This window comes from Dyella sp. 333MFSha, from assembly GCF_900102405.1.
Classification (GTDB): domain Bacteria; phylum Pseudomonadota; class Gammaproteobacteria; order Xanthomonadales; family Rhodanobacteraceae; genus Luteibacter; species Luteibacter mycovicinus.
Map to the genome: position 1 here is coordinate 1,195,319 of NZ_FNBR01000001.1, position 16,110 is coordinate 1,211,428.

The following is a 16,110-nucleotide window of genomic DNA, read 5'->3' on the forward strand; positions in this document are numbered from 1 at the left end:
CTCAAGCCTTCAGCGCAGCGGATGCAGGTAGTTGAAATCGACGCGTGCGGCGTCAAGCGAACTCATGCGGGTGTACGGGCCTTCCTGCTCGACGAAGCAGTGCTTCAGTCCGTTGGCCTCGGCCGCCGCCATGATCGGTTTGTAATCCAGCGTGCCGCGTCCAAGCTCGGCGCCCGGGTAATCACCCGCATGGCCGGGAAGGAAATCCTTGGCGTGCATCAGCGCGATGCGGCCCGGGTTGGCCTTGAAATACGCGGCCGGGTCCTTGCCACCCGCATGCGCCCAGCCACAGTCCAGCTCGAAGTGCACGAACGTGGGGTCGGTCTCCGCAAGCAGGATGTCGTAAAACGTCTTCCCGTCGCCCACGTCGGTGAACTCGGCGTGGTGGTTGTGGTACGCGTAGCGCAGGCCGGCTTCGTGGGCTTTCTTGCCCAGCGTATTCGCACGTGCGGCGATGCGCCTGGCGTCATCCAGGGTGTAGGTCGGCTCGCCCGGCTTCCCGCTTTCTTTTTGCAGGATCGACGGCAGCGAGCTGCTGACGATGTACTGCGCGCCGAGCGTATGCGCGGCCTTTATGCCCGGCTCGAAGCCGAGGCTGTCGAAGTGCAGGCTCGGACAGCCCAGACCGGCGACCTTCAACTGGTCGCGCAGGGTCTCGGCCGTGCTGGTCACGATGGCTTCGATCTCCGTATACCCGATCGCCTTGAGCGTTCTGAGCGTGCCGGCGGGATCGGCCTGATAGGCGTCGAGCACCATGTACAGCTGGATGCCGAGGCCCTTGCCCGTCGATGCGGCGGCAAGGAGTTTGTCTGGCGCAGCGAGGCCGAGGCCCAGCGCGGTGCCGAACACCGCGGAGCGCGCGAGGAATTGCCTGCGATTCATCATGTGGGACGAGTTCCGGGTGAGTGGGCGCCGACGACGCCACTGGCGATGGCCGCCTTGCGATCCTTGAACAGCAGGACGAACAGGGCGAAGACGGCGGCGGCGAAGGCGCCGGCGATGATCCAGATGCCATGCCAGTCATGGCTGCCATCGGCGCGGGTATAGGTCTGGACCACGATGCCCGAAAGCCACGAGCCCACGAACATGCCCAGGCCGTACGTGAGGAAGGTGATCAGGCCCTGTGTGGCCGCGCGCAACGCTGGCGGTGCCTCGCGGTCGATGTAGATCTGGCCGACGACGAAGAAGAAATCGAAGCAGACGCCGTGCAGGACGATGCCCAACCAGAGCATCCACATCAGCTCGCCGCTGCCGCCGAAGGCGAACATGCCGTAGCGCACCACCCAGGCGAGCATGCCGACGGCGAGCATCCACTTCACCCCGAGGCGGCGGAAGAACCAGGGGATGAGCAGCATGAAGAACAGCTCGGACATCTGCCCGCCGGTCATCTTGCCGGCGGCGTTCACCACGCCGACCTCGTTGAGGAACAGATTGGTGAAGGCGTAATAGAACTGCAGGGGGATACAGATCAGGAACGAGGCGAGGGCGAACACGAACATGGAACGCTCGCGCAGCAGGTGCAGCGATTCCAGCGGCAGGGCATGGCGCAGTTCGAAACGGGTATGGCGAGCCAGCGGCGGTGTCGGCGGGAGGGTGAAGCAGTAACCTGCCATCACCACCGAGAGGCCGGCAGCCAGGAGCAGGGGAGATGCCGTGGCTTCCACGCCCCATGCGCCGACCACCAGGCCGACCACGATCCAGCCGATACTGCCGAACACGCGAATGGCGCCGAATTCCTCCTGCGGACTCGCGATGTGGCGCATGGCCAGCGACGCCGTGAGGGCCAGCGTCGGCATGTAGCACAGGCTGTAGGCAAGCAGCGGCGCGTAGACCATCGCGAACGTCGTCTGCTGCGCGGCAACCACCAACAGGACGGCACCGAGCAGATGCAGCAGTGTCAGCACCCGCCGCGTATCGAACAGGCGATCGGCGAGCAGACCGACGAACAGCGGTGAAATGATCGCGCCGACGGCGGTGGTCCCGGCGACAGCACCGATTTCCGTGCCGGTGAAATGCAACGTCTTGCCGAGCCAGGTGCCGACGGTGACGTACCACGCACCCCAGATTCCGAACTCGAAAAGCATCATCACTCTAAGGCGCCATTTCATCCGCGTTTCCTCGTGGGTCGTGTGGGGGCGAGTGGATCTTCAACGGGCTGCCACGCGCCGCCGGCGGCATGGCTTCTGAGCATGGCGTCCACGACGAGGCTGTTGCGGTAGCCGTCGGCGAACGTCGGCAGCGCAAGGGGTTTCGCCTTGGCCGTGGCGCCGGCGCGGATCCATGCGTAGGCATCCGCGATCACATTGCGGAACGCATCCGCCCAGGCTTCGGGATGGCCCGCCGGCAAGTGGGCGTACGCACGCGCGCCGGGCTCCATCAAGGCGGGATCGCGCGTGAGCACCTGGTTGGCCTTGTCGTGATGACCCAGCCACAGTTCGTTGGGCTGTTCCTGCCGCCACGCCAGCGAGCCTTCGCGCCCGTTCACCTCGAGACGCAGATCGTTCTTGTGACCCGGCAGCACCTGGCCCACGGTGACGCAGCCGCGTGCGCCGTTATCGAAGCGCAGCAGCACACTGGCGAGGTCTTCGCTGGTGATCTTGCGTCGCTTGCCGGAGCGCGTCGCCGACCCGGAAAAGGCTTTTGCCGAAGCATCCGGCGCCTCACGTACCGGCACGACCGTGTGCAGGTCGGCCAGCACGGCGGTGATCCGCGCGCCGGTCACATGTTCGGACAGGTCGCACCAGTGCGACCCGATATCGCCCAGCGCGGAGCTGGCCCCGCCGAGCCTGGGGTCCAGCCGCCAGCTATACGCACGTTCGTCGGTGAGCCAGTCCTGCAGGTAGCACCCATGCACGAAGACAGGCTTGCCGATCGCCTTATCGGCGACCATGGCACGCGCCTGCTGCACGAGGGGATAGCCGCGATAGTTGAAGGTGACGACGTGGGCGAGGTTCGCCTCGCGCGCGGCTTCGTAAAGCTCCCGTGCCTCCTGCATGGTCGCGGCCAGTGGCTTGTCGGAAATGACGTGCTTGCCGGCGCGCAACGCCGCCAGAGAAACCTCGCGGTGCAGATGGTTCGGCGTGGTGTTGTGCACGACCTGAACGGCAGGGTCGGCAAGCAGTTCGCGGTAATCCGCATACGCCTTGCCGGCATTCAACTCACGCGCCCGTTTCGTCGTGGATTCGAGACGGGAGCCGGCAATGCCGACGATGTCGACATCTCCCAGCCGACGCACGGCGTCCAGGTGATGGGCTGCGATGAAGCCTGGGCCGACGAGCCCCATGCCGAGACTCATCGATCGGTCGTCCTGGCGCTTGTCGATAGCGACTGGCTTGCCATGTTTCCCCCGACGGTCTTATGCCGCCGAAATGTATTCGATTACATTCGATGCCACGCGGTGCGAAATAAGTGCGACCTGCATGGATTTCCCATATTCACCGCGTCGGGTGATGGCACCGCGCCCTGAACATGCCAAGATATGTATCAGACGTACGAAGCGACCTGCAACGATTTTATGTAATCCATTACATTGCGGCGCAGCATATTTTCATTGCGGCCAGCGCTTGCTGGCCAGTTCGAAAAGGCTGTGCAAAAGGATGATCAGCGCGTGAGTGCCGACGAAACAAAGCGGAAAGGGAAACGGGCCGCTCCGGACAAGGAGGCGCTCGCCGATGTTGCGCCGCGTCCTGCACGCGTGCGTACGGTGAAGGAGATCGCGGCCATCGCGGAGGTTTCCGTTGCAACTGTCTCTCGAGCGCTGCAGCGTCCCGAGTTGGTCAGCGAAGAGACGAGGCTGCGCATCCACGAGGTGGTCAGGCGGCTCGGCTATACACCGAACGCTCTTGCGCGCAATCTGCGCACGGCCCGGACACGCCTGATCATCGCGTTGCTCCCGGACATCGCCAACCCGTTCTTCTCGGAAGTGATCAGAGGTATCGAGCAGGTGGCGTACGAGAAGGGCTATTCCGTCCTCCTCGGTGAGACGCAGAGCAGCCTGGTGCGGGAACAGACGTATGCCGACATGGTCGCGGCGCGCCAGGCGGACGGCATCATCACCATGTTCCATCGCGTTCCGGCCATTCCGATGGACGGCCGTCTGCCGCTCGTCAACGCTTGCGAGTACGTCAAGGACAGCGCTATTTCCAGCGTCTATGTCGACAACGTCGGCGCGGCCGCCGCGGCCGTCGAGTACCTCGTGACACTGGGCCATCGCGATATCGCGTTCATCGCCGGCCCCGGCTCCAGCCCCATCTGCGTCGACCGCGAAGAGGGCTACCACCTCGCTCTTAAGCGGGCGAAGATCGTTGCGGATCCGGCGCTGACCGCCATCGGTGATTTCTCCATCGAAGCGGGGGAGCGCGCCGTCGAGATGTTCCTGTCGCAGGGTCGGTCCTTCAGCGCCGTGTTCTGCTCGAATGACGAAATGGCCATCGGCGCGATGCGCGCGCTGACCGCCGCAGGCCTGCGCATTCCGGAGGACGTGTCGGTCGTCGGTTTCGACGACATACGTTTCTCCCGCTACACGTCACCCCCGCTGACCACCGTGTCCCAGCCGAAGAACGCGCTGGGCCGCGAAGCCATGACCATGCTCATCGAAATCCTCAACGATCCCCAGGTGCCTCCGCGCAAGCGCGTGCTGTCAGCCGATCTGGTTGTCCGTGGCTCCACGGGTCCTCGTCGGGACCGGTAATCGTTGCACTGCAAGAGGCGATCATTCTCCATGACTGACGAACCAAAGATCGAGAAAGCGCAGCCCACCCGCACCGCCGAGACTAGCGCGGGCCATCCGGACAGCGTCAACAGTTCACGCCGCAGCTTCATCGCCGGCACGGCCATGGCGGCGACCGGGCTGCTGATCCTGCCCCGCCATGTCCTCGGCGGTCCTCGCCATACCGCACCCAGCGACCGGCTGAATATCGCCGGCATCGGCGTCGGTGGGATGGGCGCCGCCAACATGCGCGCCCTGGCCAGCGAGAACATCGTCGCCCTGTGCGACGTCGACTGGGGCTATACGGATACATCCTTCCGCAAGATGTTCGCCGGGGTTGGCGAACTCCAGGCCCGGCTTGCCAGGGCGCCGACCGCTGCCAGGCGCAAGGAACTGGAGGACCGGATCGCGCAGACGAAGCTGCTGTCCGGCAAGTTCGATTCCATCAAGCGCTACACCGATTACCGCAAGATGCTCGAGCAGCAGAAGGATATCGACGCGGTGGTCATCGCCACACCCGATCACCTGCACGCGGTGATCGCCAGCGCGGCCATGAGCCTGGGCAAACACGTCTACGTACAGAAGCCGCTCACCTGGTCCATCTTCGAAGCCCGCGAAATGGCACGCAAAGCACGGGAAAACCCGAAGATCGTCACGCAGATGGGCAACCAGGGCCATTCCACCGACGACACCCGCCTGATCCACGAATACATCGACGCCGGCGCGATCGGCGAGGTGCGCGAGGTGCACGCATGGACGAACCGGCCGCTCGGCTACTGGCCTCAGGGCGTGCCACGTCCGCGCGCCGTACCGAAGCCCGACGACGCAAGCTGGGACATGGATGCGGTGAACAGCCGCCTTGCCAATGCCATGGCCGGCAACTATCCCATGCCGAAAGGTCTGGAGTGGGACCTGTTTCTGGGCCCGGGCCCTGTCATCGAGTACCACCCGCTCTATCACCCATTCAACTGGCGCGGCTGGACGGACTGGGGCGTGGGTGCGATCGGCGACATGGGCGCGCACCTGATCGATTCGCCGTTCTGGTCGCTCGACCTCGGCTTCCCGACCTCGGTGGAAACGGTCTCGACTCCTTTCAACCACGAGTCGTACCCCACCGCGACGATGACGTACTACGACTTCCCGGCTCGCGGCGACAAGCCGCCCGTCCGGCTCACGTGGTACGACGGCGCGCTGCTGCCGCCTGGGCTCGAGGCGCTGGGGGCAGGGCAGATGCACGATGGTGGCGTGCTGTACGTGGGTGACAAGGGCAAGCTGGTGCACGAAACCTATGGCGACAACCCGCGCCTGCTACCGCACTCGCTGCAGGAGTCGGTGGGTACGCCGCCGCGGAAGTTCGCCCGCATCGAAACCTCGCACGAAATGAACTGGGTGGATGCCTGCAAGGGCAAGGGGGAGACGACGTCGCCTTTTGAATACGCCGCGCGGCTGACCGAGGTGATGTTGCTGGGCGTCGTGTCGCTGCGAGCGGGTGGGCGCATCGAATACGATGCGCAGAATATGCGGGTCACCAATATGGCGGAGGCGAATCAGTTCCTGCGGCGGGATTATCGGGCAGGGTGGTCGTTGTAACGGCGTTCGTTCTTCTGATCTGCCGGGCTGGTGATGCCAGAGCCGCAGTCCGGCATCAGTTGTCCCCCTGGGTCTGTGCGCGAGGCAATGTGACCGCACGAACAAAGGCCGCCAGATCGCGATTGAAGCGCTCGGGCTCCTCGAGGAACGGTGCGTGGCCGGATGCGGCGTAGAGCTTGCTCTGAATCCGCGGGTTGATGGCTTTCGCCCTCGCGATGCTCGGCCCCGGCATGACCAGGGCATCGTGTTCGCCATAGATCAGCAGCAGCGGGATCTTTGCCTTGCTCAGTCCTTCGGCCGCATCGACCGTCATCGATGGCACGGCCCGCTGCATCTCCCAGGAAGCGAGCGCCGCATTCGCCAACAGGCGCGAGAACGTGGTCGCGTCAGGTTCGTCATGGAAGCACAGCCTGAGGAAGGCGCGTTCCCCGTCCAGGTGGTTCTTCAGGGCGGTGGAGGTCATGTCGCGATAAACCTCCGGGTGGGCCGTGATCTGGTCGGGCTTCAACTCGATCACGCCGTCGACATAGACCGCGCCGGCGACGTCGCCATCGCCATGGGTCGCCAGATAATTCGAGATGACCGCACCGCCTAACGACCATCCCACGAGCACGGGCTTATGTGCTCCTGTCGTTTCGATGACCGCAGCCAGGTCATCGGCCCAGCGCCGTCCATCGCGGTAGGCGTCGGGATCCGTGGGCTTGCCGGACAGGCCGTGGCCGCGCAGGTCATACGTGATCAGCCGGTAATGGCGCAGGCGAGGATCCTGCAACTGCTTTTCCCAGTTGAGCCGGCTTCCGAGGAGGCCATGGATCAGGATGACCGGAGGACCGGCGGGATCGCCGGTTTCCTGCACGGCGAGGACGACGCCATCGGAGGCGGTGACGGTGTACGCCTTGTTTTCCGCATGCGCCGCCGGCGATCCCGCCAGCATCGCAAAGACGATCAGCATCGCACCGAACGCGCGATAGAACCTCGACAGACACATAAATGATGACTCCTGGGTCGGTTGGACAAGCCCAGTCTGAACCCTCACACTGATGTGACTGTCAAGCGAAAAACGGTGTCGCCTTCCATGTCTAAGCCACCGGCAGAAATGACCATCGGCGCGCTCGCGAAGGAAAGCGGTGCAAGCTTGCGATCAATCCGCCACTACGATGACAACGGGCTGCTGACCTCTGCTCGAGCGCTGAATGGCTACCGGCTGTTTTCCCGGGCTGCCGTGACGCAGGTCCGGCAAATCCAGCGCCTGATCGCCGCGGGATTCAGTCTGGCCGAGATTCGCGGATTTCCCGACTGCATGCGCATGATCGAAGGTGCCGCGGCCTGTTCGGAAACCAGTGACGTGCAACGCCGGCGGCTCGCTTCCGTTGAGCGCCAGATCGCAGAACTGGAGCGGCGACGGGCCGAACTGCGCGGGATGCTGTCCGAAGGTGTCTAGCGCGCCGGAGGCCTCACGAAGATTACCGGTCGACGCGCGTCCAGAGCCGATCGGAATTCTCGTCACGGTCCATGAAGCCGGTGACCTTACCTCCGGCATCACGTTGCAAGACCTTTCGGACGTAGAGGTTGTCCGGCTGGAACAGCACGTCGCGGGCTTCGGCCTCGAGGATCTCGGGTTGCTTGCCGGAGCGTTGCCCTGAGATTTTCAGGCCATGCCGTTCGATCCGATATGTCGCGTCGCCGTTCCCATACGTCCCGACCCATGGATCGATGTCCTGCGGGTTAAGCGCGATTGCCGGAGGATTCCGGCGTATCCGATCGGTATGCACGAGGCGCAGCCGCCATTCTCCGTCGACGCGTTGCCAGGTCTCGGTCATCAACAGATGCGATCCTTCGTCGACTGCTTGCCCGGCCTTTGTGGAACATCGTCGCGATGGAAGACCTGCACCGTATCGCCGATCTGCTGGGCTTCGTAATCCACGATGATCAGCGCCTTGTAGCCATCTTCGGCGAGCTCGCTCAGGAATTCGGCGCGACGCGAGACGTGACCCTCTTCGACGTACATGAAGTCGGACGTCGTCAACCGGCGCCATGTCTCCCGATCGCCCCGGTGGACAGCTTCGAGAAGCAGCTCGTCGTTGTGACGCAGTGTCTTGACAATCTGGGGATCCGGCGGAAGCGACTGGGCGTGAGCGGCGCTGGTGAGCGCGATGCAGAGAGCAAGGGACATCCTGGAGCCACGATTCATCGCTTTCCACACGTGATGTTGGGTCGTGGCGGAAGACTAAGTGCGGCGTGTGCCGGTGACAACGTGGAGTAGGGTCGAGCGTTGCTGACGATGAGCGACTTCGTTTTTGACCGCACTGATGAGGGACACGTCATCCATTGCCTGGCGGCGCTACCTCGCCTGCGTCAACCCCAGATAGCCGTAGACAGCGCGCGCAACGGGCAGACGCAGACACACATGAAGGACGGCCGTGAATTAGGAAAAAAAGCGCACTTTTTCCCCTAACATACGGATTTTGCTAGTAATTAAGGATTCGATCTCTCGCCGATCAGTGTGCGGGCAACACGGCACTCCCCACGCCGCGTTGCTGCCGTCTGGCCCGTTGCCACTTCACGCATCGAGATCGGCGGCAGCCTCGTCCACGGTCCCAGACGCCTGCGGCGTTAGTAACCGCCTGGCGAGATCGTGCGGCGCACTTAAGCGTTAATCACTGGGGCACTCACGGGTGGCCACTTGTCCCTTGCTTGGCTAGGCGGCAAAGGGCTTCGCTTCTCGATTCTTCGCGTAGCAGCATTTAACAGCGCTCGCACGCTTACCGGAAAACGACGGCGGTTTTCGGGAAACGTGGCGTAGTCGAAACACACCTCGAGCAGTCTATTGCAGTGACGTTCGGCGATGACCCGCCAGTGATAGTTGAGCGTCTCATCACCCCACGGATCATCCGGATGGTTCGCGTTATGAAGGATTTTTAACCGCTCGAAGTCCACAGTCCGGGTGCGTGGATCGAGTTCTCGATTTATGAAGCCGCGCAGCGTATCGCCTACGTGCTTGTGCATCGAGGTCGTAACCAAGTGTTCGCCATCGCGCAGCTCCCGATTCGCCGCTTCAACCGCGAGGGGAATATTCTTGTGACCGCCAACGAATAGCTGGTGGTACAACTCGCGCATCGACGACGCCAATGTAGTTGTGCTGACCTTGGCATTGAAACCAATGATCGACGAGAACGGAGCGAATGAGTCGATACTCCACATGTCGAGGCCTGCCAGGCCGAAGCACGACGCACCCACAACCAGCAGGCGGCATTGAGAATCGTGATTCAGGGCGCGCAAGTATGGCGCTATTTCCGACCAGGTGAGTTCTTGCTCAATTCCGCCGCGTTGGGAAAAGCAGATTCCGGCGCGATCGGCGCCGTCTTCGCGGTCTGTGAATCCATGTGCTTCAAAGTGCACGATAGGGATTTCACCGGTCGCTTTGAGGTGCGCATGCGCCTCCGTTAGTGCGGCGATAATATCGTCACGCGTCCAGCAGACACGCAGTTCGACACGTTGCCATTGCTCGATCACCTCAGCGAGTTCGGAGCCGGTGCGACGCTCGCCGTCGTTTAGAGGCAACCACTCGATCACTAAGACGTATGAAGCCGCGACTGGTGAATGTTGATGGCGCGGTGGCTTTGGGCGCTGCGCCTTCGTTCGACTTGCTTTCCCCACGGTTGAATTCCCCATCTTCCGCCAAGAATGCCGGTGTTCGTGTACGTGACCATGACCAGACACGGTCGACGCTGAGCGGATCTCGAGCTCCACTCAGCACTACCGCGTCGGGCTTACCCGTGCTTCGCCTCCATAGTGACGCTCAGCGTCGTCTGCCCGAGCTGGATAGCGAGGAAGCAGCGGATAGGAAGGGTTTTTATGGCCTTCAAAAGGCCTAGCACAGCGATCAACGAGCTCATCGAAGAGGCTCCAAAGGTCAGGCTTTTCTCGTTCCCGCGACGAGAGTTCTGAGTGGCATGCACACTGGAAGGGGAAGACTCTCCCAGCGACACCCTTTAAAACCGCACCCATGGGCAGGTAACGGTTGCTGGCAGGTTCTCGGACTTCGTGGACGGGGACGCCTTTCGGATCCGGGCCTAGCCGTCGCTTCCCGACCACTGAGGGTCAGTGCATCTGACGGGTTCGTTTCCACTTACCGCTGAGGGACAGTTCCGGATTTGCAACGGATCCCCTATTAAGTCCGACGGGCACTCGCGCCTCTTCGGACACCAACGGAACGCACGATATAGATGCATCGCGCCTTCGTCAACACAAGATGTGGGATCTAAGCATTGTTCCACATCGCTCTATCGACATTAGCCCGCATTATTGCGGGATGGGTACGGATGGGGCAACCCCAATGCAATTCAGTCACATGATGGTGTGGTCGAGGCTGCCAGATAATGCAACCCGTAGACTTACTGTCGATACCTCGCTAAAAAACAACGGGCCATCGCGGTTTCTAGCATCGCTATAAATGATAGAGCACTGCCGTGGCTGCAGGCGGGGGCTGCGCCGCGACATTAGCGGGCGCCCTTCAATGATATGCGCATGTCTCATCGGCGTCGTCCCGTCTCATTGATTCAATGGCCAGGTATAAATGATGAAGTATCTACAACTTAAAGCTCGCACCTCGGAATATGTTCGGTTCCACCGCCCCCTGCTATTGGCGGTTGGTGCCTGTACTACTGCAAAGATTATTGCGACGCGTGGTTGGCCTTTTTCATCTATGGAGGCTAGGGCGGAGTGGGGCGTCGCTGTTCTGATTCTCGCGACGTCTGTTGCCTACCTTTGGATTGCTCGATTGATTCCTCAGGCTCTGGTGATTCGTGAACACGAACTCTACGGAAGCGTACTTTTGTACGTCGCTATAGCTTTGCTGGTAATCCTTCAATGCGCGGGCTTCGGCTGGGCCGCGTATGACCTATTTAGTCCCGCCGCTGCAAATGGTGTCAGGGTCACGCGCACTGACGCCATTTACTTCTCTGCCGTGACGTTCACCACGCTCGGTTATGGCGACTTCGTTCCTAATGCGGGGGCCGGGCGCGCGCTCGCGATATTTGAAGCTATGTTGGGCACCGCTCACTCAGTCTTCTTCGTGCTCGTGTTTCTTCGAGGAGGAGCGATTTCTGAGCAAGGTCGGAGACATGGCGAATGAGCCACAGCAGCCAAACCTGCAGTCGGTCGGGTTCCTTGTCGGCTCGCAGCTAACAATTCGGGGGGCTCAAGCGGAAATCAGCGGATTTAGTTCGGTGACCTGGTGTCCAGTCGCATGACGGCGTGGCGCGCTTGCCCGATAATTGGCTTGGGCTCATTGTCGCGACGACGAAGGTGCCAACTTTTGATCGGGTCGCCGAATGAGTGGCAACTATCGGTGCGACCTGCGCGTTTGGTATCGCGATTCGGTGGCGAGGTTGCAACTAAGGATGCCGGAACGACGCAACTGACGATCGAGCGTCAATTGGACTAAGACATGAGGACTTTACGAAAACAATTCGCAAGTTGACATAATATACATTATGCGAATAACCGTAACGGTCCTGCCGTTACGAAAAAAGCCCCTCGTGTTCGCTCGTGGCTCATCTCCTGGGATGAGTTCCGCGAGCTTCGCATGACCTGTTTCCTTAGCCAGAAGCGCTGCGCTGCTTTCCTCGGCGTGCCGATGCGCACCGTCCAGAATTGGGACAACGGTCAGCGGCGTGTGCCTTGGTCGGTCGTTAGACTGCTCCGGCTGCTTCGCCTGGGCGACTTGGGTGCGCTCGAGGACGGCTGGGATGACTTCAAACTCGTTCGCGGCAAGCTCGTCACCCCGGATGGTCGTGTGTTTCAGCAGTCCGACATGCGCCACTGGTGGATAACCGTCGAACATGCCCACCTGTGCCTCAAGCGGTACGAGGACGAGGCGCGGAGTGTGGGGCGTAGACCTGCGCTGACGCTTCAACCCGAAGTCGTGGAAGCCCGTGTGCTTGTCGAAGCCCTGCCCTCGCCGGTCGAAGCCGCTGCTCAGCTGAACCAGCTTTTGGGGCTGTCTTTGCAGACCTCTGGTATTCGTGCCCTTGCCTCACCTGCCGGTGACCTCGCTCGGAAAGATAGACCGTGCAGCGCTGCGTGCCATCGACCTGACTTCAGTCGCGCCGCCTCGTGTCCACGCTCCGGCGACACCACGAGGGACAGCCGTGGCGCAACTTCTAGGCGAGCTCTGCCGGTTGCCCATCGAGATGATTGATGTTTCCAAGAACTTCGCCGAACTCGGTGCGAACTCGGCGTTGCTCAGTCAGTTTGTCGTTCGCCTGAATGCGCTTTCCCCGCCGCGAGCGGCGACCATCACCGATGTTTACCTATATCCAAGCGTTCGTTCGCTGGCGACAGCCCTGGGAAGCACGGGGCCGGCGCCGGAAGACGGGCAGCGAACGATGGAGACGAGTGCGCGCGCCGACGCGCGGCGTGTCGCCTTGTCGCGTCGCGGCGCGGGTGTGCGGTAGTCCTTGGCGGCGTCAGGCCAGGGCCGCCTCGATACACGCCATCACGTCGGCCTGAGACGAATGGATGAAAAAGTGATCGCCATGAAACCATCGCACCTCGCCCACGCGCTGTGATTCGTCGAGCCAGGGCGCGACCCGTGCGTGCGGCGTATACGGGTCACGCGTGCCCGCCAAGACGGTAATGGGCACGTCCAGTGGCGCCGGTGCCTGATAGGCATACGTGCCGCCGATACTGAAATCCGCACGCAGGATGGGAAGAAATAGCTGGAGCAACTCTCGGTTGGCGAGCACGGCTTGGGGCGTGCCGTTGAGTCGATGCAGTTCGTCGACAAGCGCGGCGTCCGAGAGCAGATGCATCGTTCCGGGTGAGCGAAGGCGCGGCGCCTCGCAACCGGACACAAAGAGACGGGCGGGCGCCCTGTCGTACACATGTATTAGCCGGCGCGTCACCTCAAAAGCCAGCAATGCCCCCATGCTGTGACCGAAGACCGCGAATGGCACGTCGTCCTCCTCAGCGATCAGCGGCGCCACCGCATCGACGACGGCATCCAGCGAGCGAAGCGGCGTTTCGCGAATCCGCGCACCGCGGCCGGGCAACTGGATGTCACACACCTCTACCTCCTCCCCGAGCGCAGCCTGCCACGGTGCATAAAAACCCGCTTGACCGCCCGAGTAAGGAAAGCAAAACAGCCTCATACTTGGTGCAATCTGGCGGCGGCGAACAAACCAGGGTGAATCGATTTCCATGTGGTGTCAGCTTCGATCGGCAGGACGATCTGACAAGATAACCGCGTGGTGCCTGCTGACACACGGTGTCCTTGATGCGATGACGAATACGCGCGGAACAGCCGTACGCTGCGTCACCGCGTGGGTGCATGTCAGCGGGCGCTCGACGCCGGACTCAGTGGCCGGATTCACGAGATTGAATGATCGGCGCGGACGTTGATGCCGCCTCGTCCTCTCGTTCGCTCGTCGTCCGAAGGGTGAACCGTGCACGCAGACGTCGATTGAGCGGGTCACCGTAGAACCGTGCTACGGCCCAGGCGAACACGGCAGAGAGGACGAAGAACAACGCAAGCATAGGTAGCTTATTCTCCGGGCTCATTTTCGCCCGCGGCACGAGGTCCCCCATGATGCCCAGCACCACGATGTGGAAGAGGTAGAGCTCGTAGCTGTGCGAGCCGAACCACGCCAGCGGACTACCAGCGCGACGTACCAAGACGCCAGCCGGCAAGCGCGACACCGCTATCAGGAAGATCGCAGCGGCGATGCCCATCAGTGTCGCACCGAACGCTTCGTTGCCAGCGATACCCTGCATATAGACCCAGCACATCGCGACGAAGGCCAGCGTAGCCAGCACACGTCTCAACGGCACTGTCCACGTCACCAGGTTTGCGGCGATAGCCGCCGCGCAACCGTAGACGAGCATGTCCACGCAGGCCAGGTTGCCACACATGAAGAACAACTCGTCGTCGCTATGCAACCACCGGTAAGCAGGGGCCACGACGATGCCGGCGATCGCCAGCAACACGATCTGCCAGCGACGACGCGCGATTACCAGGACCAGTGGATAGAGCAGGTAGAAAACCTCCTCCACTGAAAGCGACCAGTAGATGTTCATCGCATAGTTGAAATAGCCCACCGACTCCATGAGGATGTTGTGCCAGAACGTCAGCACCGATAGGTTGGCGATCACGAAGAAGCCGTTGCCGAAATCCACCTGTTTGTTCGCGTTGGCGAAGTTCGAAAGGCCGACCAGGCCGAGCACGGTGATGATCACCAGGGCCAGCACCACCGAGGGATACAGGCGGAACAGGCGCAACTTGTAGAAGTGCGTGATGTTAACCCCAGTCAGCGAGCCGTAGCGGCGCAGGATGTTCGAGGTGATCAGGAAGCCCGAGATTACGAAGAACACTGAGACGCCATAATTGCCATTGAAGAAGATGGTGCGCAGGGTCGGCACCGAGAGCCATTCTTTCAGTGGACTCGCATGCAGCCGGTACGTCAGCGAATAGTGCAGCAGCATAACCATCACGATGGACAAGCCACGAAGCATGTCGATGTGGAGGTTGCGGCCGCCGTTCCCGGTGCGTGTGGCGGAGGTGATACTTATCATGTTGCATTCCCTGTCATGGATCGTTCGGTGCAAGGCGTTCCAGGCAACTCGTCGGATAGGTGTCGTAGCACGCGGCATCCACGGCGAAGACGGCGTCGGCGGGGAGAGTACCGCAAGCCAGCGCGCGCTCGAAATCGGCCACGGCAGAACCCGTGTCACCGAGCAGGACGTTGATGTCGCCGCGCAGGCAATATGATCGCACGCGTTGCGGTCTCCTACGGCGGTCACTTCACAACGCGGGCAATGCATTTCACCGTAACGCGTGGTCTCACCATCCTGATGCCTGGCTTCACGATCCTGACGCCTGGCTTCATCACCCTGCGGCCGACTTACATCGCGGCCACGACAACCCGGCCGAGGTCGGCGAAAATCGCGCTGCGATCCGCATCCGATAACGTGCTGTCCCGCAGATACGCCGCCACGATCATGTGCCGCCCGCTCGGCGACGTCACGATACCCATGTCGTTCCATGCAGACAGATGCCCGTCGACCGTCGGTCCGGTACATGACTTGCCCGCGATGGAAAAGCCCTTCGGCAGACCCGCGCGGATCCAGCCCGGCCGGATGACCATTCCCCTTCCGAGACCTCCTGCTTCGGCGGCATGCCGGGCAGTTCCTCAATCGGCAGGGTGCGCGCGAAGATCTTCCCGCGGGGCGCGGACCGCAGAAACTCGTCGTCATCACCAACGAATTTTCTGCCTCCGACGGCGATCAGTTTCCTTACTATTTCCGCAAGTACGGTCTGAGCCGTGTGGTGGGCGAGCGAACATGGGGAGGCGTCCGGGGCATCCAGGGAAGGCTTCCACTGGTGGACGGCACAACCGTGACCGTCCCTAAGGACAGCCTGGTTGACGCCAATGCAGGCTTCGTACTGGAAAACCGCGGCGCGTCACCTGATGTCGAGGTACGCGATCGACCGCTCGGAGCCACGAGTGGCGTCGACGAACAACTGAGAGAAGCGGTGAACATGCTTATATCAGCCCGCAGCCCCGAATCGAATGCCAGGTAACAAGGTCAAAGCCCCGACGCGCAAAAAACGCGTAAATTCTTCGACGCCGAAAGATTCGGGAAAAATCCGTACGCATACACTTAGCCACTTCCTGCTGAAGTGCGGATCGATCGTGCCCGTCATCAGTGCGTCTGAAACGACAGAGGAGCACGCCTGGCATCCCCCCGTCACCCAACGGGCTTAGGTTTCCAACCGGAATATATGGACAGTTATCCCAGTCGAATGATCA

Annotated in this window: 17 protein-coding genes and 1 riboswitch; of the genes, 5 read left to right on the forward strand and 12 right to left on the reverse strand. The window is 61.8% G+C overall.

Going from position 1 to position 16,110, the window contains the following annotated elements:
- Window positions 1-9: 9 nt before the first annotated feature.
- The 3 genes from BLT40_RS05380 to BLT40_RS05390 are packed head-to-tail and all read right to left on the reverse strand — an operon-like array spanning window position 10 to window position 3,295.
- Window positions 10-882, reverse strand: a complete 873-nt coding sequence (locus BLT40_RS05380; RefSeq protein WP_255363947.1) for a sugar phosphate isomerase/epimerase family protein — start codon at window positions 880-882, stop codon at window positions 10-12.
- A complete protein-coding gene (locus tag BLT40_RS05385) occupies window positions 882-2,108 on the reverse strand; it encodes a nucleoside permease (RefSeq protein WP_090352008.1) in 1,227 nt (408 codons plus the stop codon). The genes BLT40_RS05380 and BLT40_RS05385 overlap by 1 nt, the downstream gene beginning before the upstream one ends.
- Window positions 2,105-3,295 carry a Gfo/Idh/MocA family protein gene (locus BLT40_RS05390; RefSeq protein ID WP_255363948.1) on the reverse strand — a complete coding sequence of 397 codons (1,191 nt, stop codon included), beginning with the start codon at window positions 3,293-3,295 and terminating at the stop codon, window positions 2,105-2,107. Before BLT40_RS05390 ends, BLT40_RS05385 begins: the two co-directional genes overlap by 4 nt.
- 312 nt (window positions 3,296-3,607) lie before the next feature.
- Here BLT40_RS05390 and BLT40_RS05395 point away from each other — a divergent pair, with 312 nt between their 5' ends.
- Window positions 3,608-4,690, forward strand: coding sequence for a LacI family DNA-binding transcriptional regulator (locus BLT40_RS05395; protein WP_254857180.1), 1,083 nt, complete (start codon window positions 3,608-3,610; stop codon window positions 4,688-4,690).
- A gap of 30 nt (window positions 4,691-4,720) precedes the next feature.
- Window positions 4,721-6,298 (forward strand): Gfo/Idh/MocA family protein, encoded by a 1,578-nt coding sequence (locus tag BLT40_RS05400; RefSeq protein ID WP_090352010.1) that lies wholly within the window; start codon window positions 4,721-4,723, stop codon window positions 6,296-6,298.
- Window positions 6,299-6,353: 55 nt separating this feature from the next.
- On the opposite strand, the gene BLT40_RS05405 is transcribed toward BLT40_RS05400, so the two are convergent.
- Window positions 6,354-7,286 carry an alpha/beta fold hydrolase gene (locus tag BLT40_RS05405; RefSeq protein ID WP_090352012.1) on the reverse strand — a complete coding sequence of 311 codons (933 nt, stop codon included), beginning with the start codon at window positions 7,284-7,286 and terminating at the stop codon, window positions 6,354-6,356.
- A gap of 108 nt (window positions 7,287-7,394) precedes the next feature.
- On the opposite strand from BLT40_RS05405, the gene BLT40_RS05410 reads away from it, so the two are divergent.
- Window positions 7,395-7,739 carry a MerR family transcriptional regulator gene (locus BLT40_RS05410; RefSeq protein ID WP_218124533.1) on the forward strand — a complete coding sequence of 115 codons (345 nt, stop codon included), beginning with the start codon at window positions 7,395-7,397 and terminating at the stop codon, window positions 7,737-7,739.
- A gap of 22 nt (window positions 7,740-7,761) precedes the next feature.
- Here the strand turns inward: BLT40_RS05410 and BLT40_RS05415 are convergent, their stop codons facing one another.
- The 3 genes from BLT40_RS05415 to BLT40_RS05425 all read right to left on the reverse strand — a co-directional run bounded on the left by BLT40_RS05415 (window position 7,762) and on the right by BLT40_RS05425 (window position 9,871).
- Entirely contained in the window at window positions 7,762-8,118 is a 357-nt protein-coding gene (locus BLT40_RS05415; protein ID WP_090352016.1) for a hypothetical protein, read from the reverse strand.
- Window positions 8,118-8,471 carry a DUF4440 domain-containing protein gene (locus tag BLT40_RS05420; RefSeq protein ID WP_090352018.1) on the reverse strand — a complete coding sequence of 118 codons (354 nt, stop codon included), beginning with the start codon at window positions 8,469-8,471 and terminating at the stop codon, window positions 8,118-8,120. The genes BLT40_RS05415 and BLT40_RS05420 overlap by 1 nt, the downstream gene beginning before the upstream one ends.
- Before the next feature lie 473 nt (window positions 8,472-8,944).
- A complete protein-coding gene (locus BLT40_RS05425) occupies window positions 8,945-9,871 on the reverse strand; it encodes a hypothetical protein (protein WP_090352020.1) in 927 nt (308 codons plus the stop codon).
- Window positions 9,872-10,306: 435 nt separating this feature from the next.
- Window positions 10,307-10,523: riboswitch (cobalamin riboswitch) on the reverse strand.
- Between the two features lie 354 nt (window positions 10,524-10,877).
- On the opposite strand from BLT40_RS05425, the gene BLT40_RS05430 reads away from it, so the two are divergent.
- Window positions 10,878-11,432 carry a potassium channel family protein gene (locus tag BLT40_RS05430; protein ID WP_176809104.1) on the forward strand — a complete coding sequence of 185 codons (555 nt, stop codon included), beginning with the start codon at window positions 10,878-10,880 and terminating at the stop codon, window positions 11,430-11,432.
- A gap of 324 nt (window positions 11,433-11,756) precedes the next feature.
- Here the strand turns inward: BLT40_RS05430 and BLT40_RS20555 are convergent, their stop codons facing one another.
- Window positions 11,757-12,143, reverse strand: a complete 387-nt coding sequence (locus BLT40_RS20555; RefSeq protein ID WP_255363949.1) for a hypothetical protein — start codon at window positions 12,141-12,143, stop codon at window positions 11,757-11,759.
- A gap of 307 nt (window positions 12,144-12,450) precedes the next feature.
- Between BLT40_RS20555 and BLT40_RS05440 the strand changes: the two genes are divergently transcribed.
- The gene (locus tag BLT40_RS05440) at window positions 12,451-12,756 is read left to right on the forward strand and encodes an acyl carrier protein (protein ID WP_176809105.1); all 306 of its coding nucleotides are present in this window, start codon (window positions 12,451-12,453) and stop codon (window positions 12,754-12,756) included.
- A gap of 12 nt (window positions 12,757-12,768) precedes the next feature.
- On the opposite strand, the gene BLT40_RS05445 is transcribed toward BLT40_RS05440, so the two are convergent.
- From BLT40_RS05445 to BLT40_RS20225, 4 genes are all read right to left on the reverse strand, one after another.
- Window positions 12,769-13,503, reverse strand: coding sequence for a thioesterase II family protein (locus tag BLT40_RS05445; RefSeq protein ID WP_090352028.1), 735 nt, complete (start codon window positions 13,501-13,503; stop codon window positions 12,769-12,771).
- 154 nt (window positions 13,504-13,657) lie between these two features.
- Window positions 13,658-14,872 (reverse strand): acyltransferase family protein, encoded by a 1,215-nt coding sequence (locus BLT40_RS20215; protein ID WP_176809106.1) that lies wholly within the window; start codon window positions 14,870-14,872, stop codon window positions 13,658-13,660.
- A gap of 13 nt (window positions 14,873-14,885) precedes the next feature.
- Complete coding sequence (locus BLT40_RS20220) at window positions 14,886-15,074, reverse strand: tetratricopeptide repeat protein (RefSeq protein WP_176809107.1); 189 nt, start codon at window positions 15,072-15,074, stop codon at window positions 14,886-14,888.
- Window positions 15,075-15,201: 127 nt separating this feature from the next.
- Complete coding sequence (locus BLT40_RS20225) at window positions 15,202-15,444, reverse strand: serine hydrolase (protein WP_176809108.1); 243 nt, start codon at window positions 15,442-15,444, stop codon at window positions 15,202-15,204.
- Window positions 15,445-16,110: the final 666 nt, after the last annotated feature.

Coding starts and splice junctions, on each gene's coding strand:
- BLT40_RS05445 (WP_090352028.1), bottom strand. CDS start 13,503: ATGGAAATCGATTCACCCTGGTTTGTTCGCCGCCGCCAGATTGCACCA.
- BLT40_RS05400 (WP_090352010.1), top strand. CDS start 4,721: ATGACTGACGAACCAAAGATCGAGAAAGCGCAGCCCACCCGCACCGCC.
- BLT40_RS05410 (WP_218124533.1), top strand. CDS start 7,395: ATGACCATCGGCGCGCTCGCGAAGGAAAGCGGTGCAAGCTTGCGATCA.
- BLT40_RS20555 (WP_255363949.1), bottom strand. CDS start 12,143: ATGTTCGACGGTTATCCACCAGTGGCGCATGTCGGACTGCTGAAACAC.
- BLT40_RS05380 (WP_255363947.1), bottom strand. CDS start 882: ATGAATCGCAGGCAATTCCTCGCGCGCTCCGCGGTGTTCGGCACCGCG.
- BLT40_RS05430 (WP_176809104.1), top strand. CDS start 10,878: ATGAAGTATCTACAACTTAAAGCTCGCACCTCGGAATATGTTCGGTTC.
- BLT40_RS05385 (WP_090352008.1), bottom strand. CDS start 2,108: ATGAAATGGCGCCTTAGAGTGATGATGCTTTTCGAGTTCGGAATCTGG.
- BLT40_RS05390 (WP_255363948.1), bottom strand. CDS start 3,295: ATGAGTCTCGGCATGGGGCTCGTCGGCCCAGGCTTCATCGCAGCCCAT.
- BLT40_RS05420 (WP_090352018.1), bottom strand. CDS start 8,471: ATGTCCCTTGCTCTCTGCATCGCGCTCACCAGCGCCGCTCACGCCCAG.
- BLT40_RS20215 (WP_176809106.1), bottom strand. CDS start 14,872: ATGATAAGTATCACCTCCGCCACACGCACCGGGAACGGCGGCCGCAAC.
- BLT40_RS20225 (WP_176809108.1), bottom strand. CDS start 15,444: ATGGTCATCCGGCCGGGCTGGATCCGCGCGGGTCTGCCGAAGGGCTTT.
- BLT40_RS05415 (WP_090352016.1), bottom strand. CDS start 8,118: ATGACCGAGACCTGGCAACGCGTCGACGGAGAATGGCGGCTGCGCCTC.
- BLT40_RS05405 (WP_090352012.1), bottom strand. CDS start 7,286: ATGTGTCTGTCGAGGTTCTATCGCGCGTTCGGTGCGATGCTGATCGTC.